The 19166-nt window shown below is 48.5% G+C and carries 19 protein-coding genes; 16 read left to right on the top strand and 3 right to left on the bottom strand.

From position 1 onward, the window contains the following. Nucleotides 1-10: 10 nt before the first annotated feature. The 12 genes from GOU96_RS08845 to glmU all read left to right on the top strand — a co-directional run bounded on the left by GOU96_RS08845 (nt 11) and on the right by glmU (nt 10438). Nucleotides 11-784 carry a ParA family protein gene (locus GOU96_RS08845; protein WP_000516546.1) on the top strand — a complete coding sequence of 258 codons (774 nt, stop codon included), beginning with the start codon at nt 11-13 and terminating at the stop codon, nt 782-784. A 26-nt stretch (nt 785-810) separates the two neighbouring features. Beyond that, the gene (locus GOU96_RS08840; RefSeq protein WP_000166627.1) at nt 811-1692 is read left to right on the top strand and encodes a ParB/RepB/Spo0J family partition protein; all 882 of its coding nucleotides are present in this window, start codon (nt 811-813) and stop codon (nt 1690-1692) included. Nucleotides 1693-1881: 189 nt separating this feature from the next. Further along, nucleotides 1882-2271: a F0F1 ATP synthase subunit I gene (locus tag GOU96_RS08835; protein WP_000226753.1), complete on the top strand. Its 390-nt coding sequence runs from the start codon at nt 1882-1884 to the stop codon at nt 2269-2271. A gap of 8 nt (nt 2272-2279) precedes the next feature. Further along, entirely contained in the window at nt 2280-3092 is an 813-nt protein-coding gene (atpB, locus tag GOU96_RS08830) for a F0F1 ATP synthase subunit A (RefSeq protein WP_000729881.1), read from the top strand. A 43-nt stretch (nt 3093-3135) separates the two neighbouring features. Further along, the gene (gene atpE, locus GOU96_RS08825; RefSeq protein ID WP_000450922.1) at nt 3136-3393 is read left to right on the top strand and encodes a F0F1 ATP synthase subunit C; all 258 of its coding nucleotides are present in this window, start codon (nt 3136-3138) and stop codon (nt 3391-3393) included. A gap of 73 nt (nt 3394-3466) precedes the next feature. After that, on the top strand, nt 3467-3937 hold the full coding sequence (gene atpF, locus GOU96_RS08820; RefSeq protein ID WP_001886316.1) for a F0F1 ATP synthase subunit B: 471 nt from the start codon (nt 3467-3469) through the stop codon (nt 3935-3937). 14 nt (nt 3938-3951) lie between these two features. After that, nucleotides 3952-4485 carry a F0F1 ATP synthase subunit delta gene (gene atpH, locus GOU96_RS08815; RefSeq protein ID WP_001281808.1) on the top strand — a complete coding sequence of 178 codons (534 nt, stop codon included), beginning with the start codon at nt 3952-3954 and terminating at the stop codon, nt 4483-4485. 13 nt (nt 4486-4498) lie between these two features. Beyond that, complete coding sequence (gene atpA / locus GOU96_RS08810; RefSeq protein WP_001176739.1) at nt 4499-6040, top strand: F0F1 ATP synthase subunit alpha; 1542 nt, start codon at nt 4499-4501, stop codon at nt 6038-6040. A gap of 44 nt (nt 6041-6084) precedes the next feature. Continuing rightward, the gene (gene atpG / locus GOU96_RS08805; protein WP_000896515.1) at nt 6085-6951 is read left to right on the top strand and encodes a F0F1 ATP synthase subunit gamma; all 867 of its coding nucleotides are present in this window, start codon (nt 6085-6087) and stop codon (nt 6949-6951) included. 34 nt (nt 6952-6985) lie between these two features. Next, nucleotides 6986-8389, top strand: coding sequence for a F0F1 ATP synthase subunit beta (atpD, locus tag GOU96_RS08800; protein ID WP_000190491.1), 1404 nt, complete (start codon nt 6986-6988; stop codon nt 8387-8389). A gap of 18 nt (nt 8390-8407) precedes the next feature. Further along, the gene (locus GOU96_RS08795) at nt 8408-8830 is read left to right on the top strand and encodes a F0F1 ATP synthase subunit epsilon (RefSeq protein WP_000719050.1); all 423 of its coding nucleotides are present in this window, start codon (nt 8408-8410) and stop codon (nt 8828-8830) included. 246 nt (nt 8831-9076) lie between these two features. Continuing rightward, a complete protein-coding gene (glmU, locus tag GOU96_RS08790; RefSeq protein ID WP_267782073.1) occupies nt 9077-10438 on the top strand; it encodes a bifunctional UDP-N-acetylglucosamine diphosphorylase/glucosamine-1-phosphate N-acetyltransferase GlmU in 1362 nt (453 codons plus the stop codon). A 59-nt stretch (nt 10439-10497) separates the two neighbouring features. On the opposite strand, the gene punC is transcribed toward glmU, so the two are convergent. Continuing rightward, complete coding sequence (gene punC, locus GOU96_RS08785) at nt 10498-11700, bottom strand: purine nucleoside transporter PunC (protein ID WP_267782076.1); 1203 nt, start codon at nt 11698-11700, stop codon at nt 10498-10500. A gap of 157 nt (nt 11701-11857) precedes the next feature. On the opposite strand from punC, the gene punR reads away from it, so the two are divergent. Further along, on the top strand, nt 11858-12763 hold the full coding sequence (punR, locus tag GOU96_RS08780; protein ID WP_258502280.1) for a DNA-binding transcriptional activator PunR: 906 nt from the start codon (nt 11858-11860) through the stop codon (nt 12761-12763). A 66-nt stretch (nt 12764-12829) separates the two neighbouring features. Here the strand turns inward: punR and fadA are convergent, their stop codons facing one another. Beyond that, nucleotides 12830-13993 (bottom strand): acetyl-CoA C-acyltransferase FadA, encoded by a 1164-nt coding sequence (gene fadA / locus GOU96_RS08775; RefSeq protein ID WP_175248299.1) that lies wholly within the window; start codon nt 13991-13993, stop codon nt 12830-12832. A 25-nt stretch (nt 13994-14018) separates the two neighbouring features. Next, nucleotides 14019-16190, bottom strand: a complete 2172-nt coding sequence (fadB, locus tag GOU96_RS08770) for a fatty acid oxidation complex subunit alpha FadB (protein ID WP_267782081.1) — start codon at nt 16188-16190, stop codon at nt 14019-14021. A gap of 210 nt (nt 16191-16400) precedes the next feature. On the opposite strand from fadB, the gene GOU96_RS08765 reads away from it, so the two are divergent. The 3 genes from GOU96_RS08765 to hemG are packed head-to-tail and all read left to right on the top strand — an operon-like array spanning nt 16401 to nt 19057. Beyond that, a complete protein-coding gene (locus tag GOU96_RS08765; RefSeq protein ID WP_001048718.1) occupies nt 16401-17033 on the top strand; it encodes a YigZ family protein in 633 nt (210 codons plus the stop codon). 19 nt (nt 17034-17052) lie between these two features. After that, nucleotides 17053-18510 (top strand): TrkH family potassium uptake protein, encoded by a 1458-nt coding sequence (locus tag GOU96_RS08760; RefSeq protein WP_001160591.1) that lies wholly within the window; start codon nt 17053-17055, stop codon nt 18508-18510. Between the two features lie 22 nt (nt 18511-18532). Continuing rightward, nucleotides 18533-19057 (top strand): menaquinone-dependent protoporphyrinogen IX dehydrogenase, encoded by a 525-nt coding sequence (gene hemG, locus GOU96_RS08755; RefSeq protein ID WP_000645801.1) that lies wholly within the window; start codon nt 18533-18535, stop codon nt 19055-19057. The last annotated feature ends 109 nt before the right edge of the window (nt 19058-19166 follow it).

Raw genomic sequence — 19166 nt, 5'->3', positions numbered from 1 at the left:
GAGGCATACCGTGGGTAAAATCGTAGCAATCGCCAATCAGAAAGGCGGAGTTGGGAAAACAACAACTTGTATCAATTTGGCCGCCTCTATGGCCGCCACCAAACGTAAAGTACTGGTGGTCGATCTTGACCCACAAGGTAATGCCACTATGGCTAGTGGCGTCGATAAATATCAGGTTGACTCCACGGCTTATGAGCTTTTGGTTGAAGATGCGCCGTTTGACCAAGTGGTATGTCGCAAAACCACCGGTCACTATGACTTGATTGCCGCCAATGGCGATGTCACTGCGGCTGAAATCAAACTGATGGAAGTGTTTGCCCGTGAAGTGCGCTTGAAAAACGCACTCGCCTCAGTGCGTGATAACTATGATTTCATCTTTATTGATTGTCCGCCTTCTTTAAACCTTCTTACAATCAACGCCATGGCAGCCGCCGATTCCGTGTTGGTTCCTATGCAATGTGAGTATTTTGCGTTGGAAGGCTTAACCGCGTTAATGGATACGATCAGCAAACTGGCCGCCGTGGTTAACGATAACCTCAAAATTGAAGGTATCTTGCGTACCATGTACGACCCACGTAACCGCTTGGCCAATGAAGTGTCTGATCAATTGAAAAAGCACTTTGGTAGTAAAGTGTATCGTACGGTTATTCCACGTAATGTCCGACTGGCCGAAGCGCCAAGTCATGGTAAACCAGCGATGTATTACGATAAGCAATCGGCCGGGGCTAAGGCCTATTTAGCGTTAGCTGGTGAGATGTTACGTCGCGAAGAGATTCCCGCATAAAACAACAACTATAGGAATTCGTTTACATGACTAAACGTGGTTTAGGAAAAGGGCTGGATGCACTACTCGCGACCAGTTCATTGGCTCGCGAAAAGCAGCAAGTTGCTTCACTCAGTCAGTCGATGTCGGCGGAAGGTGAGTTGGCGGATCTTTCCATCTCTAATCTCAAGCCCGGTATTTATCAGCCACGTAAAGATCTTTCCCCAGAAGCTCTGGAAGAGTTGGCGGCATCCATTCAGTCTCAAGGTATTATCCAGCCGATTGTCGTGCGTCATCTGCCCACCGGAGGATATGAGATCATTGCGGGTGAACGTCGTTGGCGTGCCGCCAAACAAGCGGGGTTAAAGCAAGTGCCCTGTTTGATCAAGCAAGTGGAAGATCGTGGTGCGATCGCGATGGCATTGATCGAGAACATTCAGCGCGAAGATCTGAATGCGATGGAAGAGGCACAAGCGCTAGAGCGTTTACAAAACGAATTTAATCTTACCCATCAGCAGGTTGCGGAAGTGATCGGCAAGTCACGCACGACCGTGACCAATCTGCTGCGTTTGAACCAATTGAGCGATGACGTAAAGCGCTTATTGGAGACCAAACAGTTGGAAATGGGCCATGCTCGTGCTCTTCTGATGTTAGAAGGTGAACAGCAAGTGGAAATTGCGCAGCAAGTGGCGAAGAAGCAACTGACCGTTCGTCAAACTGAGCAACTTGTAAAAAAATGTTTATCTGACCCATCTGACGCAAAAAACGTGTCAGAAGACCTAGAAATACAACAATTGTCACAAAATTTAAGTGAGAAATTAGCAGCAAAAGTCTCTATAGTGAGAACCCCAAACGGTAAATCGAAAGTGACGATTAGTCTTGATGAGCCTCACAAATTAGAGCTACTGATTGCCAAGCTGCAAAACTAAGTGAGATAATTGATTTAAATCAATTGTGTTAAATCACATTGTTTATGCGAAAGTTGTCGGATTGTATGCAAAATTGTAACTTTTTGCGGTGTTTTCATTGCAATCAGTTGATGCCACCGTATAATTTTCGCCAATTTCCCAGTCCGAAAAAGCGGTTCGAGCTGTGGTGATTACTAGAGGTAAGAATACATGGTAGCTGTGCTAGCGAGGCAAGGACGAGAGCTTGCAAAGCGATTGTTATTGATCCAGTTCAGTGCAGTTATGGTTGCGGCAGCTGTGTTTGCAGTGGCGGTAAATGGTGATTGGGGGCTTTCAGCCTTAGTCGGTGGTGGCATTTTTGTCATTGCTAACGCTGTTTTTGCGGGTTGTGCTTTCCTGTTTGCAGGGGCGCGCGCGTTAAAAATGGTCGCCATCTCGTTTTATACGGGTGAAGCGCTGAAAATTCTCATCACTATCGTCCTGTTTTCCGTTGCCTACATGTATATGCAGTTGGAACTTGTTCCACTGAAGCTAACCTATTTGCTGGCTCTAGGTATCAATATCTGTGCGCCAGTGCTATTCATTAACAACAAAAAATAGGATGAGTTATGGCTGCGCCAGGTGAAGCGCTCACACCTTCCAGTTATATCACTCACCACCTTACTAACCTTTCAACCTACAAGTTGGGGCTAGTGGCGGAAGAGTCGAGTTTCTGGAATGTACACATCGATAGCCTGTTCTTCTCTGTTTTAACTGGACTGATATTCCTTGGAGTATTCCGTGCAGTAGCCAGAAAAGCGACAGCGGGTGTTCCGGGTAAGCTGCAGTGTGCTGTTGAGATGGTGGTAGAGTTCGTTGACAAAAACGTCAAAGACACTTTCCATGGTCGCAATCCACTAATTGCTCCTTTGGCACTCACTATCTTTTGTTGGGTATTTTTAATGAACTTGATGGACCTTGTGCCTATCGATTTCTTACCTTACCCAGCACAGCATTGGCTTGGTATCCCTTACCTAAAAGTGGTGCCGTCAGCTGATGTGAATATCACCATGGCTATGGCTCTAGGCGTATTTGCTCTGATGATTTACTACAGCATCAAAGTGAAAGGTCTGGGCGGGTTTGCAAAAGAGTTGGCACTACACCCGTTTAATCACTGGATCATGATTCCGTTCAACCTATTGATTGAAGTTGTTTCGCTGCTGGCGAAACCGCTATCACTCGGTATGCGTCTGTTCGGTAACATGTTTGCAGGTGAAGTAGTGTTTATTCTTTGTGCGGCTATGCTGCCATGGTACCTGCAATGGATGGGATCCCTACCTTGGGCTATCTTCCATATCTTGGTTATTTTGATCCAATCGTTTGTATTTATGATGTTGACCATTGTGTATATGTCAATGGCTCATGAAGATAACGATCATTAATAAATTGAATTTTTAATACCCATTGAATCTTTGGAGAAATTAGATGGAAACTGTATTGAGCTTCTCTGCAATCGCTGTAGCTATTATTGTTGGTCTATGTGCGGTTGGTACTGCGATTGGTTTCGCTGTATTAGGCGGAAAGTTTTTGGAAGGCGCTGCTCGTCAACCTGAAATGGCTCCTATGCTGCAAGTTAAGATGTTCATCATCGCAGGTCTGCTGGACGCGGTTCCAATGATCGGTATCGTAATCGCTCTGCTATTCACATTCGCAAACCCATTCGTTGGTCAGCTAGCTGGTTAATCAAGCTTTGTCCTGACAAATCGATAAGATTTGTCGTTGATTAACACTAAGTCCACTTTAGGGGGTAGCTGTTGTGAATATGAACGCAACTCTGCTAGGTCAAGCAATTGCCTTTGGTATGTTTGTGTGGTTCTGCATGAAATATGTGTGGCCGCCGATTATCAAAGCGATTGAAGATCGTCAGAAGAAAATTGCTGATGGTTTGCAAGCCGCTGAGCGTGCAAAGAAAGATCTAGATCTGGCACAAGCTAATGCTTCGGATCAATTGAAAGAAGCAAAACGCACAGCAACTGAGCTCATTGAGCAAGCGAATAAACGTAAAGCACAAATCATCGACGAAGCACGTGAGGAAGCTCAGGCAGAACGCCAGAAAATCCTGACTCAAGCCGAAGCGGAGATTGAAGCAGAACGTAACCGTGCTCGCGATGAGCTGCGTAAACAGGTTGCAACTCTGGCAATTGCTGGTGCTGAGAAAATTCTTGAGCGTTCAATCGATAAAGATACGCACAAAGATATTCTCGACAACATTACTGCAAAACTTTAACGGAGGGGGCGCATATGTCGGATCTGACTACAATCGCACGCCCCTACGCTAAAGCAGCCTTTGATTTTGCGGTAGAAAAACAGCAACTTGGCCATTGGAGCCAGATGCTTGCTTTCACCGCTGAAGTCGCAAAAAACGAACAAATGCACGAGCTGTTAACCAGCTCGGGCTCAGCTAATAAATTGGCTGAGATTTTTATTGCAGTTTGTGGCGAACAGCTTGATGGTCATGGCCAAAACCTGATTAAGGTAATGGCAGAAAATGGTCGTCTGTTGGCGATTCCTGCGCTTTATGAGCACTTTGCTGTGCTAAAGCAGGAACATGAGAAGAAAGTAGATGTGGAAGTGATTTCCGCTACTGAACTCAGTGAACAACAGCGTTCAGAAATTGGCAGCAAGCTTGAGCAGCGTTTAGAGCGCAAAGTTCAGCTGAATTGCAGTGTAGATGAGACTCTGCTTGGCGGAGTTATTATTCGAGCCGGAGACTTAGTCATCGATAACTCAGCACGCGGACGTTTGAAGCGTCTGAGCGATGCATTGCAGTCTTGATGGGGATTGGAGCATGCAACTTAATTCCACGGAAATTAGCGATCTGATCAAACAACGTATTGAATCTTTCAACGTTGTTAGTGAAGCTCGCAACGAAGGTACTATCGTATCGGTAAGCGACGGTATCATTCGTATTCACGGCCTTGCAGATGTTATGCAAGGTGAAATGATTGAATTACCGGGCAACCGTTATGCACTGGCACTGAACCTTGAGCGTGACTCGGTCGGTGCGGTAGTAATGGGTCCATACGCGGATCTGCGTGAAGGCATGAAAGTAACAGGTACTGGCCGTATTTTGGAAGTTCCTGTTGGTCCTGAGCTGCTAGGTCGTGTAGTTAACACTCTGGGTGAGCCGATTGATGGTAAAGGCCCAATCGGTGCAAAACAGACTTCACCAGTTGAAGTGATCGCACCGGGTGTTATCGATCGTAAGTCGGTTGATCAACCTGTTCAAACTGGTTACAAATCAGTGGACTCGATGATTCCAATCGGCCGTGGCCAGCGTGAGCTGATCATCGGTGACCGTCAAACAGGTAAAACTGCGTTGGCGATTGATGCGATCATCAACCAGAAAAACTCTGGTATTTACTCTATCTATGTTGCTATCGGCCAGAAAGCGTCAACCATTGCGAACGTAGTTCGTAAATTGGAAGAGCACGGCGCACTGAAAAACACCATTGTTGTGGTGGCTTCAGCGTCTGAATCTGCTGCACTGCAATACCTCGCGCCTTACTCAGGCTGTGCGATGGGTGAATACTTCCGCGATCGCGGTGAAGATGCGCTGATTGTATACGATGACCTGTCTAAACAGGCTGTTGCTTACCGTCAAATCTCACTGCTTCTGCGTCGTCCACCAGGCCGTGAAGCTTTCCCTGGCGACGTGTTCTACCTCCACTCTCGTCTACTAGAGCGTGCCGCTCGTGTAAACGAAGAGTACGTAGAGCGTTTCACTAAGGGTGAAGTGAAAGGTAAGACTGGTTCTCTAACCGCTTTGCCAATCATCGAAACTCAAGCTGGTGACGTATCGGCATTCGTACCGACCAACGTAATCTCGATCACTGATGGTCAGATCTTCCTACAAACTGAACTGTTCAACGCGGGCGTACGTCCAGCGGTTGACCCAGGTATCTCAGTTTCTCGTGTAGGTGGTGCAGCGCAAACCAAGATCGTTAAGAAGCTCTCTGGTGGTATCCGTACTGCTCTGGCTGCTTACCGTGAATTGGCGGCGTTTGCTCAGTTCTCTTCGGATCTGGATGAAGCGACCAAGCGTCAGCTGACTCACGGTCAGAAAGTGACTGAACTGATGAAGCAGAAACAGTATGCACCAATGTCTGTCTTTGATCAGGCTCTGGTGATCTTTGCTGCGGAACGTGGCTATCTGACAGACGTAGAACTGAACAAGGTTCTCGACTTCGAAGCTGCTCTACTATCGTATGCTCGTGCTCATTACGCTGAATTGGCAGCGCAAATCGACAAGACGGGTGCTTACAACGATGAGATCGAAGCTCAGCTGAAGAAGCTGGTTGACGATTTCAAAGCAACCCAAACTTGGTAATGAGGTCGGTGGCAGTTTCTGCCACCAACTAACGGAGAGTAACGATGGCCGGCGCAAAAGAGATACGTACTAAGATCGGGAGTGTGAAAAGCACTCAGAAGATTACGAAAGCGATGGAAATGGTGGCTGCTTCAAAAATGCGTCGTTCACAGGACGCTATGGAGTCATCACGCCCTTACGCACAAACAATACGTAAAGTGATCGGTCATGTCGCCAACGCAAGTCTAGAGTATCGTCATCCGTATCTAGAAGAGCGTGAAGCGAAGCGAGTTGGTTACATCATTATTTCTACAGACCGCGGTTTGTGTGGTGGTTTGAACATTAACTTGTTCAAAAAAGCCATCACAGATATGCAAACTTGGAAAGAGAAAGGCGCGCAGATTGAGCTGGCGATTATCGGCTCAAAAGCGACCGCTTTTTTCAACAACAGCGGCGCGAAAGTAGCGGCTCAGGTTTCTGGTTTGGGCGACAGCCCAAGCTTAGAAGATCTGATCGGTTCGGTTGGCGTCATGCTGAAGAAATACGATAAAGGTGAGTTAGACCGCCTCTATCTGGTGTTCAACCAGTTTGTGAACACCATGGTGCAAAAACCAAAGATCGATCAATTGCTACCTTTGCCAAAATCGGACAGCGAAGATATGCAGCGTGATCACATGTGGGACTACATCTACGAGCCTGAACCAAAGCCTCTATTAGATGCGCTTTTACTGCGCTTCATTGAGTCGCAGGTTTATCAAGGTGTTGTAGAAAACCTAGCGTGTGAGCAAGCAGCCCGAATGGTTGCGATGAAAGCTGCTACCGATAACGCGAGCAACCTGATTGATGATTTACAACTTGTGTACAACAAAGCCCGTCAGGCGGCGATTACACAAGAATTGTCGGAAATCGTAGGCGGCGCGGCTGCGGTTTAAGCTTAGGTAAAACAAACAGTTTAGAGGATTAACGATGGCTACAGGTAAGATCGTACAGATCATCGGTGCGGTAGTCGACGTAGAGTTCCCACAGAGCGAAGTACCAAGTGTTTACGATGCTCTGAATGTTGTGGATTCCAAAGAACGTCTGGTTCTGGAAGTTCAACAGCAGCTAGGCGGTGGCGTGATTCGCGCTATCGTTATGGGTAGCTCGGATGGTTTACGTCGTGGAATGACAGTACAAAACACTGGCGCTCCAATTTCAGTACCAGTAGGTACTAAAACCCTAGGTCGTATCATGAACGTGCTTGGTGATGCGATTGACGAACGTGGCGACATTGGCGCAGAAGAGGTGTACTCGATTCACCGTCCTGCTCCAAGCTACGAAGAACAGTCTAGTGCAACTGAACTTTTGGAAACGGGTGTTAAGGTTATCGACCTGATCTGTCCGTTTGCGAAAGGCGGTAAAATCGGTCTGTTCGGTGGTGCGGGTGTAGGTAAGACCGTTAACATGATGGAACTTATCAACAACATCGCGCTACAGCACTCAGGTTTGTCAGTATTTGCTGGGGTAGGTGAGCGTACTCGTGAGGGTAACGACTTCTACCACGAAATGCAGGAAGCGGGCGTTGTAAACGTTGAACAACCAGAACTGTCGAAAGTAGCGATGGTTTACGGTCAGATGAACGAGCCACCAGGCAACCGTCTGCGTGTAGCACTGACTGGTCTGACTATGGCGGAAAAGTTCCGTGATGAAGGCCGTGACGTACTGCTGTTTATCGACAACATCTACCGTTACACCCTAGCGGGAACGGAAGTATCTGCTCTGCTTGGCCGTATGCCTTCAGCGGTAGGTTACCAGCCAACACTGGCTGAAGAGATGGGTGTTCTGCAAGAACGTATCACGTCAACCAAGAAAGGTTCTATCACCTCTGTACAAGCGGTATACGTACCTGCGGATGACTTGACTGACCCATCACCAGCAACCACGTTTGCTCACTTGGATGCAACCGTTGTTCTGAACCGTAACATCGCCGCTATGGGTCTATACCCAGCGATCGACCCACTGGATTCGACTTCACGTCAATTGGATCCACTGGTTGTTGGTCAAGAGCACTACGATGTGGCGCGTGGCGTGCAAGCAACGCTACAACGCTATAAAGAGCTGAAAGATATCATCGCGATTCTAGGTATGGACGAATTGTCTGAAGCGGACAAGCAAGTCGTTGCTCGTGCGCGTAAGATCGAACGTTTCCTGACTCAGCCTTACCACGTAGCAGAAGTCTTTACTGGCGATCCAGGGGTATACGTACCTCTGAAAGAAACCCTGCGTGGTTTCAAAGGTCTGCTGGCAGGTGACTACGATGACATTCCAGAGCAAGCGTTTATGTACTGCGGTACGATTGACGATGCTATCGAGAATGCGAAGAAGCTATAAGGCTGACTAGGAGGCGATATGGCAGCAATAACCTTTCATCTGGACGTAGTGAGCGCAGAGAAAAAACTGTTCTCTGGCTTGGTTGAAACGTTTCAGGTGACCGGTAGCGAAGGTGAGCTGGGTATTTTCCACGGCCATACACCGCTGCTGACCGCTATCAAGCCTGGTATGGTGCGTATTGTGAAACTGCACGGCCACGAAGAGTACATTTATGTCTCAGGTGGTATTGTTGAGGTTCAGCCGGGCACAGCGACTGTGTTGGCCGATACCGCAATCCGTGGAGAAGATCTGGACGCAGCTAAGGCAGAAGAAGCCAAACGTCGTGCGGAAGAGCGTATTCTCAACCAGCATGGCGATATGGACTTTGCACAAGCGGCCAGTGAACTGGCTAAAGCCATCGCACAGCTTCGCGTGATTGAACTGACCAAAAAGCGTCGTTAATCATGCAAATAAGCTGATAAAAAGCCTGACTTATGTCAGGCTTTTTTGTCTCTTGTGCTCCGCTTATCGGTAAGAGTGTGTGACGTTATGGGATGTTTTTTGTCCCGTTATTGACTGATCACTAATAAATAAACGTGATTTTCTATGAAAATAATCGCTCTTCTTATTTTCGAGATAATCGGCAATTAACTATTTTCAGTTTGCTGTTTAGAATACGACGCAGAAAAATGACTAGGTAGATAACAAATGAAATTCAGTACGGTAATTCTCGCGGCAGGGAAAGGAACTCGTATGCACTCCAATATGCCGAAGGTGCTGCATACATTGGCGGGTAAGCCTATGGTCAAACACGTCATTGATACGTGTAATAACCTAGGCGCGCAAAATATCCATCTGGTTTATGGCCATGGTGGCGACCAGATGCAGCAAGCTCTGGTGAACGAAAACGTCAACTGGGTTTTGCAAGCGCAGCAACTGGGAACAGGGCACGCCGTAGATCAGGCCTCTCCCCATTTCCAAGATGATGAAAAAATCTTGGTGTTGTACGGGGATGTACCGCTGATTTCTGAAGACACTATTGAAAGTTTACTTGAAGCACAGCCCACCGATGGCATTGCATTACTGACCGTTGTTTTGGAAGACCCTACAGGTTACGGCCGTATCGTACGTAAACGTGGCCCTGTGGTGGCGATCGTTGAGCAGAAAGATGCCAGCGAAGAGCAAAAGCTGATCAAAGAAGTCAACACTGGGGTGCTGGTGGCGACTGGTCGTGACCTTAAGCGTTGGTTGGCAGGGCTAAACAACAATAACGCGCAAGGCGAATACTACCTGACTGACGTGATTGCGGCAGCGCATGATGAAGGCCGTGCCGTCGAAGCGGTACATCCTTCACACTCAATCGAAGTGGAAGGGGTAAACGATCGCATTCAATTGGCGCGTCTTGAGCGTGCTTTCCAAGCGCGTCAGGCCAAGAAGCTGCTTGAGCAAGGTGTGATGCTGCGCGATCCTGCACGTTTTGACCTGCGCGGAACACTGCAGTGCGGTTCGGATGTGGAAATCGATGTTAACGTGATTATTGAAGGCAATGTATCGATCGGTAATAACGTAGTGATTGGCGCGGGCTCGATTCTCAAAGATTGTGAGATTGATGACAACACGGTGATCCGCCCATACAGCGTAATTGAAGGGGCGACGGTCGGTGAAAACTGTACGGTTGGGCCGTTTACTCGTCTACGTCCCGGAGCAGAGCTACACGATGATGCGCATGTCGGCAACTTTGTGGAGATGAAAAATGCTCGTCTTGGTGAAGGCTCAAAAGCCAATCACCTGACTTATCTTGGCGATGCTGAGATTGGCAAAGGCGTGAATGTGGGCGCAGGTGTGATCACCTGTAACTACGACGGTGCCAATAAGCACAAAACCGTGATTGGCGATGATGTGTTTGTGGGTTCTGATTGCCAGCTCGTAGCGCCTGTAACCATTGGTAACGGTGCGACCATTGGTGCCGGTACAACCCTGACGAAGAATGTCGCTGAAGGTGAGTTAGTCATCACTCGTGCGCCAGAGCGCAAAATTGCTGGCTGGCAGCGTCCGGTGAAAAAGAAATAATTGAACCGATTGAAAAAAGAGCCGCATTCGCGGCTCTTTTTGTATTACTCAAGTACAGTTTATTCGTCACTGACCACGCGAGCATTGTCGGGGGTGGTGAACTGTTCACGTAACTGACGGTTAGAGAGTATGTAACCTATCCACAACCCGCCTGTACACAACACAATCGCAATGCCTGTCACTGGCTGAGCTTGGCTTGCAAGCGCAGCCACTAGGGCGCTGGATAAACTGCTGACACTGATCTGTAAGCTGTTTTGTAATCCGGCAGCGGTTGCTGGGCTTTGCTTAGCACTGGATAAAGCACGGTTAACCACAATCGGGTAAAGCGCACCATTGGCCACCGCAATCAAGCAGAATGGAGCCAAGATTGGCCAAATTGAGCTGAGCGTCCATTGTGAGGCGACAAAAATCATCGCCGCTGACAGGGTAAACAGCGCAATCAACTGTTTGAGCACCAGTTCATCACCGTATTTCTGAACCGCTTTCTTACCTAGGTAGCCACCCACCATAAATGCAATGGTTTGTGGAATGAAGCTTAAGCCTATATCACGCGCTTGATAACCAAGCTGCGCCATGATTTCCGGCATCCCGGTCAGGTAGGCAAAAAACGCCGCCGATGAACAAGCAAACATCATCACATTGCCGAGATAGGTTTTGCTTTTCAGTAAACCTTTAATATCTTGCGCGATAGAAGTGGTTTTTGGCTCAGCAATTTCATTGGTTTGTAAGCCCGTACTCACCACCAACACAATACCCATCAAGGTTAACGTCAAAAAGATGCTGTGCCAGCCAAAGTAATCTGCCAGCAGTACACCCAGTTGCGGTGCTAGTGCTGGAGAGAGTGCTACCAGTGGCATGATGGTCGCAAACAGCTGTTGGCTGACTGAGCTTGGGTAACGCTTGATCACCATCGCCTGCCAAATGACCGCTGGCGCGCACACCCCAATCGCTTGGATAAAACGCAGCAGTAGCAGTTGCCATACCGTTGAGCTAAACGCGAGTCCGGCAGAGGCGAGGGTAAAAACGAGTAAGCCAGCAATCAGCGTATTACGATGGCCAAATTTGTCGGAAGCTAAGCCCCACAGTAACTGGCCAAGCGCCATCCCCACTAAGAACACCGTCAGTGATAGAGCGATTTGTTCAGGGCCGGTCGCAAAAGCGGTTTCCATCATTTTAAACGCAGGCAGATACATGTCGGTGGCAATAAAACCGAGCATGGAGAGTGCCGAAAGGTAAACCAACTGGAAGAAAGATACTTTCATTTTTTCATGTCCATCAAAATTATTCACACATGTTTTTTCAGTATCCGTTGGCGCCAACCAGGATTTTTCTGTAGTTACATTCTAGTTTTGTCTTGTGATGAAGAGAAACGGCAAATTTTTCGGTTATCATGCAAAAAAATTGATAGGTAGGTGAGTGATGTTTTCCAAATCCTCTTTGGAGATGTTGGACGCCGTAGCGCGTTTAGGCAGTTTTACTGCGGCAGCAGAGGTGCTGCACAAAGTGCCTTCGGCGATCAGCTACAGTGTGCGCCAAATAGAGAGTGAACTGAGTGTGGTGCTGTTTCGCCGTTTACCGCGTAAGGTCGAGCTAACCCCGGCTGGTGAGCTGTTTATGCTGGAGGCAAGGCAGTTACTGCGCCAGATGGAGGAGATCCGCGCGCAAACCAAACGCGCTGCGCATGGTTGGCGTAAAACCTTGAAGGTGACACTCGATAACGTAGTCAAGCTGGACAAGATGAAGCCGATGGTGGAAGCCTTCTACCAAACCTTTGATTTCGCCGAGCTACAGATCAACATGGAAGTGTTCAACGGCTCGTGGGAAGCGATTGCACAAGGCCGCGCCGATATCGTGATTGGCGCAACGGCAGCAGTACCAGTGGGCGGCGATTTTGAAGTGCGCGATATGGGTATTCTTGACTGGGCATTTGTGATGTCACCCAATCACCCCTGCGTGCGCGAGCAGAATTTGAGTGAAGAGTTTATCAGCCAGTTTTTAGCCATCTGTTTGGACGATACCTCAAGCGTATTGCCCAAACGCCATACCGAACACTACCCTAAACAGCGCCGTTTGCTGCTGCCAAACTGGTACAGCGCGATTGAAAGTTTAAAAAGTGGACTTGGGGTCGGCTATATGCCAAGGCATATGGCGCAGCCGCTACTAGCCAGTGGTCAGTTGGTGGAGAAGGTACTGCCCGATGAAAAACTGCTTAGCCACTGCTGCCTAGTGTGGCGCAAAGACGATAATCATAAATTGATTGAGTGGATGGTGAATTATCTGGGCAGTAGCGATCAACTTTACAGTGATTGGCTACAAGCTAAATAACCTAATAATAAGAGCCAGCGTTGCTGGCTCTTAAACGACGCTTCAGTGATAGACAAAACGTAAGGGTTATGGGCGCTCAAAAATGGTCGCGATACCCTGACCTAAGCCGATACACATGGTGGCAAGGCCATATTTCGCATCTTTGGCTTCCATCAAATTGATCAGCGTGGTTGAGATACGTGTACCCGAGCAACCCAGTGGATGACCGAGCGCTATCGCGCCGCCATTGAGGTTGACCTTGTCATCCATCATCTCCAGTAAGCCTAAGTCTTTAGCGCAAGGTAGAGATTGCGCGGCAAACGCTTCGTTCAATTCCACCACATCCATATCCTGCATGGTTAAACCCGCACGTTTGAGCGCTTTATGGGTTGCAGGTACTGGGCCGTAACCCATGATCGAAGGATCGCAACCGGCCACGGCCATCGCTTTAATGCGAGCGCGAATGGTTAAACCGAGTGCTTTGGCTTTCTGTTCACTCATCACCAACATCGCTGAAGCACCATCCGAAAGGGCTGAAGAGGTTCCTGCAGTCACAGTTCCGTTGGCCGGATCGAACACGGGACGCAGTTCAGCTAATCCCGCCACTGTGGTTTCCGGGCGGATCACTTCATCGTAATCGAGGGTAAACAGCGTACCATCGGCAGCATGCCCCTCGGTGGGCAGAATCTCGTTTTTAAAGCGACCTTCTAATGTTGCTGCATGAGCACGCGCATGAGAGCGCGCAGCGAACTCATCTTGCTGCTGACGGCTAATACCATGCAGCTTGCCGAGCATCTCTGCGGTCAGTCCCATCATTCCCGCTGCTTTGGCCACGTTCTTAGACAGGCCCGGATGGAAATCAACGCCGTGAGTCATTGGCACGTGGCCCATGTGCTCAACGCCTCCCACTAAACAGATCTCTGCATCGCCAACCATGATTGCGCGCGCCGCATCATGCAGTGCTTGCATGGACGATCCACACAAACGGTTGACGGTGACCGCGCCAATCTCAATTGGCAGACCCGCAAGCAGCGCTGCGTTACGCGCAACGTTAAAGCCTTGTTCAAGGGTTTGCTGCACACAGCCCCAATAAATGTCTTCAATCTCTTTTGGATTGATCTGTGGGTTGCGCGCCAGAATGCCTTTCATCAAATGTGCTGAAAGATCTTCCGCACGTTGGTGGCGAAACGCACCGCCTTTGGAGCGTCCCATCGGAGTACGTAGGCAATCAACAATCACTACTGTATTCATTTTGTTATTCCTTTTCTAAACCGATTTACAGGGCACTGGCTTGCTGAGCGCTGTAGAAAGATGTTCCTTGTTGCGCCATGTTCTTCAGCAGTTGCGGTACTTGATAGAGCGCGCCGAGGTCCGCGTATTTTTCCGCCATAGCCACATAGTTGGCGATGCCTATGGTATCTAAGTAACGGAATACACCACCACGGAACGGAGGGAAGCCAAGACCGTACACCAACGCCATGTCAGCTTCTTGCGCGGAGGCGATGATCCCTTCTTCAAGACAGAGCACCACTTCATTAATCATCGGAATCATGGTTCGTTCGATGATGGTTTGTGGATCAAAGCTTTGTGGTGCGCCGCATACAGGCGCAAGAATGGCGAGCACGTCATCGCTGAAGGCTTTTTTCGGTTTGCCTTTTTTATCAACGGTGTACTGATAGAAGCCGCTGCCATTTTTCTGGCCAAATTTTTTCGCTTCGTACAGGGCATCAATCGCTTCTCGGCCGCTTTTCGCCATGCGAGTTGGGAAGCCTTCCGCCATCACTGCCTGAGCATGGTGTGCAGTATCAATGCCGACCACATCAAGCAAATACGCCGGGCCCATTGGCCAGCCGAATTGACGCTCCATCACTTTGTCGATTTCGGTGAAGTTTGCACCATCACGCATCAGTAGGCTAAAGCCTGCAAAGTAAGGGAAGAGTACGCGGTTAACGAAGAATCCTGGGCAGTCATTGACCACAATCGGTGATTTGCCCATTTTCGCCGCATAAGCAACCACTCGGTTGATGGTGTCTTCTGAGGTGTGTTCACCACGGATGATTTCCACTAAAGGCATGCGATGCACTGGGTTAAAGAAGTGCATGCCACAGAAATTCTGTGGGCGCTTGAGTGATTTGGCGAGCAGGTTAATGGGAATGGTCGAGGTGTTGGAGGTCAGAATCGTCTCTTCATTGACCAATCCTTCCACTTCGCTGAGTACCGCGGCTTTTACTTTCGGATTTTCCACCACGGCCTCAACAATCACATCCGCCCGATCAATCCCTGCGTAATGCAGAGAAGGGGTGATGGAAGCCAGAATGCCAGCCATTTTGAAACCATCGATCTTGCCGCGCTCTAACTGTTTGTTGAGGAGCTTGGCCGCTTCGGTCATGCCCAGTTCTAAAGAGTGCGGTGCGATGTCTTTCATCAGCACAGGTACGCCTTTGAGAGCTGATTGATAGGCGATGCCGCCACCCATAATGCCCGCGCCGAGCACGGCGGCGTGTTGGGTGTCTTGGCTTGCCGCTTTCGCGGATTGTTTGGCTAGGCCTTTGATGTATTGATCATTGAGGAAAATACCAACCAGTGCTTGCGCCTCGGTAGATTTTGCGAGCTTGATGAAGTGTTTGCGCTCGATATCCAGCGCAGCATCGCGTGGTAAACGCGCTGCTTCTTCAATGGTCACAACAGATGTCATCGGTGCTGGATAGTGTTTACCTGCCACCTGCGCCACCATGCCTTTTGCCATGGTAAAGCTCATCATGGCTTCCAGCTTGCTTAGAGTCAGCGCTGAGGTTTTCTGCTGACGGCGTTTTTGCCAATCCAGTTTCTCTTCAATCGCTTGAGTCAACGTGGTGATTGCGGAATCGATCAGTTTGTCGCTATCGACAATCGCATCCAGTAATCCCACTTTTAACGCTTCTTCCGCGCGGCACGCTTTACCTTGGGTGATGATTTCCATCGCGCTATCAGCGCCAATCAAACGTGGCAGACGCACGGTGCCGCCAAATCCCGGCATGATGCCGAGTTTGGTTTCAGGTAAACCAATGCTGGTGGTGGCATCACCAATCCGAAAATCGGTGGCGAGTACACATTCACAGCCGCCGCCAAGTGTGTGGCCTTTCAACGCTGACAAGGTGGGGAAAGGCAAATCTTCCAACTTGTTAAAAATGCGATTAGCAAACTGCAACCACTCATCCAATTCTGCTTCCGGTTTGGAAAATAGCCCGAGAAATTCGGTGATATCAGCGCCGACGATAAAAGCCTCTTTATCTGAGCTGAGTAGGAGGCCTTTGACACTGGAATCGGCAGCGAGCGCATCTAACGCTTTATCGAGGGATTCCAGTGTGTGTAAATCCAGTTTGTTAACGGAAGCAGGAGCACAGAAAGAGAGCTCGGCAATTCCATTAGCGAGTTGCTTTACCTGTAGGGTTTTGGCTTGGTAAATCATTGTCTATCTCCGTGACATACAATCAGTGATTGTGTGAGAGAGCGGTTGTCATTTTTATGTTCTGGTTTGACCAGTTGCCTAAGTTTGAACCTGAGATTAGCTAATTTCAATACATTTTTTAAACAAGTGTTTAACATTGTGCGTTAAGTCGAGTCGAGCTTATGGTGAGGCCGTGTTACACTGGGCGCCTTTTTTATTGAGACCTGAGTTATGAATCTTCATCCCTACCTCATTCCCATGGCTTCTGTTCGGTTTGAAGAAGAGATTAAAAAGAGTCTGTTTATTACCTATTTGGCACATACGCCAGATCTTGCCAGTGCCAAAGCGTTTGTTGATGAGATTAAGCAGCGTCATGCGGATGCGAGACACAACTGCTGGGCGTTTGTGGCTGGGCGACCTGAAAACTCCATGCTGTGGGGATTGAGTGATGATGGTGAGCCATCCGGTACTGCGGGAAAACCCATCTTGGCTCAGCTCACAGGGTCTCATATCGGCGAAATTACGGCGGTAGTGACTCGTTATTATGGCGGTGTTCTATTGGGAACCGGTGGCTTAGTGAAAGCGTATGGTGGCGGTGTGCAACAAGCGCTCAAGCGACTTCAAACTATTGAGAAAAAAATCACCACATCTGTGCACCTGACGCTAGACTACGCCATGATTCCATTACTCCATTCCTTAATGGCGCAATTTTCTGCAACGGAAATGGAGGCTCACTATAATGAACAAGTCGAAATGGTGGTGGAATTAGAGGCATTGCAATCAGATGCTTTCACACAAGCCTTGATCAATAAAAGTGGCGCGAAAATACAGGTGAGTCGCTCACCACAACATAGTCAGAATTAGCGAGTCAGCTCGAACCATAATGCAATTTCGTTCAATTATCCGTATTGTCGGGCTTTTGCTCGCTCTATTTAGCGTTTCTATGCTTGCGCCTGCGTTGGTGGCTTTGATCTACCGCGATGGGGCAGGTGTGCCGTTTGTCTCAACCTTTTTTGTATTACTGCTGTGTGGCGGCTTATTCTGGTTTCCTAACCGCCATCATAAACATGAACTCAAGGCACGGGATGGTTTTTTAATCGTCGTATTGTTCTGGACAGTAATCGGCAGCGCTGGCGCATTGCCTTTTTTGCTCGCAGCCGATCCCAACATTTCAGTCACCGATGCGTTTTTCGAATCCTTTTCGGCGTTAACGACCACGGGGGCGACCGTGATTGTTGGCTTAGACGAACTCCCCAAAGCCATCCTTTTCTATCGCCAATTTTTGCAATGGTTTGGTGGAATGGGGATCATCGTACTCGCCGTCGCGATTTTACCTGTACTTGGCATCGGTGGTATGCAGCTTTATCGAGCGGAAATACCCGGACCAGTCAAAGATACCAAAGTGACTCCACGGATTGCAGAAACCGCCAAAGCGCTTTGGTATATCTATTTAAGCTTAACCATCGCTTGCGCCAGCGCTTTCTGGTTAGCGGGAATGAGTTTATTTGATGCGATTTGCCATAGCTTCTCGACCATCGCCATCGGCGGTTTCTCAACTCACGATGCCAGTATGGGTTATTTCGATAGTTATGCGATAAACCTCATCACCGTCGTTTTCTTACTGATCTCATCATGTAACTTCACTTTGCACTATGCTGCTTTCGCAACGGGCGGTGTACACCCTAAGTACTATTGGCGCGATCCTGAGTTTCGCGCATTTTTCGTCATCCAAGTTCTGCTGTTTGTGATCTGCTTTTCTGTGTTACTGAAACACCACTCTTACGACAGCTTTTATCAAGCCTTTGACCAAGCGCTGTTCCAAACCGTATCCATCTCAACCACAGCGGGTTTTACCACCACAGGTTTTTCGGACTGGCCACTCTTTTTACCTGTGTTATTGCTCTTCTCCTCCTTTATAGGAGGATGCGCTGGCTCAACGGGTGGCGGCATGAAAGTGATCCGTGTCTTGCTACTTACTCTACAAGGGGCTCGGGAAATGAAGCGCTTAGTTCACCCTCGCGCCATCTACCCGATCAAACTTGGCGGCAGAGCACTCTCACAGCGCGTCGTGGATGCGGTATGGGGCTTCTTCTCTGCTTATGCACTGGTGTTTGTCGTGTGTATGCTTGCACTCATCGCCACGGGAATGGATGAGCTCAGCGCATTTTCTGCTGTCGCCGCCACACTGAATAACTTGGGGCCTGGCCTTGGCGAAGTTGCCGTACACTTTGCGGATGTGAATGACAAAGCTAAGTGGATTTTGATTGCGTCCATGCTGTTTGGACGCTTAGAAATATTTACTCTATTGATTCTGCTTACGCCGACATTCTGGCGTAGTTAGTGATAATACTAAGGAGAGAGCTGTGAAAGCGTTACTGTTGTACTCAAGCCAAGAAGGCCAAACGCGGAAAATTATCGAACGTATCGCTCAGCAGATGCCGGAGTACGATTGCGACATCCAAGATCTGCACCAGGTCCATGAGATAGCGTTGGCGGATTATGACAAAATCTTGATTGGTGCATCGATTCGTTACGGCCGCCTCAATGAAAAGCTCTATCAATTTATTCAACGTCATGTCACGACGCTAACTAATAGCAAAGCCGCTTTCTTCTGCGTCAATCTCACCGCGAGAAAAGAAGAGCAAGGTAAAGATACGCCAGAAGGAAGTGTCTACATTCAAACCTTCCTGAAAAAGTCACCGTGGCAACCAGAGCGTATTGCCGTATTTGCCGGGGCACTGTATTACCCGCGTTACCGTTGGTTCGACAAAATGATGATACGTTTGATCATGACCTTGACGGGGGGAGAAACGGATACCAGTAAAGAAGTGGAGTACACCAATTGGGAAAAAGTCTCTCAATTTGGTGAACAATTCCGCAATTGGTAGAGAAAACCATCACTTTCAGGCCTTGGTGACTCTTTTTTCATCGAACAGTGAAAAACAGCGAAAAAAAACCAAAAAAACACTTGTCAGTGTGAAGCAGATCTCTATAATG

The organism is Vibrio sp. R-1, assembly GCF_035615595.1.
GTDB classification, from domain to species: domain Bacteria; phylum Pseudomonadota; class Gammaproteobacteria; order Enterobacterales; family Vibrionaceae; genus Vibrio; species Vibrio cholerae.
This window is presented reverse-complemented; position numbering and strand designations above follow the sequence as displayed.

What these genes read in the sequence shown, in the direction of transcription:
- glmU (WP_267782073.1), top strand. Translation starts at nt 9,077, where the DNA reads ATGAAATTCAGTACGGTAATTCTCGCGGCAGGGAAAGGAACTCGTATG.
- atpB (WP_000729881.1), top strand. Translation starts at nt 2,280, where the DNA reads ATGGCTGCGCCAGGTGAAGCGCTCACACCTTCCAGTTATATCACTCAC.
- GOU96_RS08795 (WP_000719050.1), top strand. Translation starts at nt 8,408, where the DNA reads ATGGCAGCAATAACCTTTCATCTGGACGTAGTGAGCGCAGAGAAAAAA.
- atpE (WP_000450922.1), top strand. Translation starts at nt 3,136, where the DNA reads ATGGAAACTGTATTGAGCTTCTCTGCAATCGCTGTAGCTATTATTGTT.
- atpH (WP_001281808.1), top strand. Translation starts at nt 3,952, where the DNA reads ATGTCGGATCTGACTACAATCGCACGCCCCTACGCTAAAGCAGCCTTT.
- fadA (WP_175248299.1), bottom strand. Translation starts at nt 13,993, where the DNA reads ATGAATACAGTAGTGATTGTTGATTGCCTACGTACTCCGATGGGACGC.
- GOU96_RS08760 (WP_001160591.1), top strand. Translation starts at nt 17,053, where the DNA reads ATGCAATTTCGTTCAATTATCCGTATTGTCGGGCTTTTGCTCGCTCTA.
- atpA (WP_001176739.1), top strand. Translation starts at nt 4,499, where the DNA reads ATGCAACTTAATTCCACGGAAATTAGCGATCTGATCAAACAACGTATT.
- GOU96_RS08835 (WP_000226753.1), top strand. Translation starts at nt 1,882, where the DNA reads ATGGTAGCTGTGCTAGCGAGGCAAGGACGAGAGCTTGCAAAGCGATTG.
- atpD (WP_000190491.1), top strand. Translation starts at nt 6,986, where the DNA reads ATGGCTACAGGTAAGATCGTACAGATCATCGGTGCGGTAGTCGACGTA.
- GOU96_RS08840 (WP_000166627.1), top strand. Translation starts at nt 811, where the DNA reads ATGACTAAACGTGGTTTAGGAAAAGGGCTGGATGCACTACTCGCGACC.
- punR (WP_258502280.1), top strand. Translation starts at nt 11,858, where the DNA reads ATGTTTTCCAAATCCTCTTTGGAGATGTTGGACGCCGTAGCGCGTTTA.
- fadB (WP_267782081.1), bottom strand. Translation starts at nt 16,190, where the DNA reads ATGATTTACCAAGCCAAAACCCTACAGGTAAAGCAACTCGCTAATGGA.
- atpG (WP_000896515.1), top strand. Translation starts at nt 6,085, where the DNA reads ATGGCCGGCGCAAAAGAGATACGTACTAAGATCGGGAGTGTGAAAAGC.
- GOU96_RS08765 (WP_001048718.1), top strand. Translation starts at nt 16,401, where the DNA reads ATGAATCTTCATCCCTACCTCATTCCCATGGCTTCTGTTCGGTTTGAA.
- punC (WP_267782076.1), bottom strand. Translation starts at nt 11,700, where the DNA reads ATGAAAGTATCTTTCTTCCAGTTGGTTTACCTTTCGGCACTCTCCATG.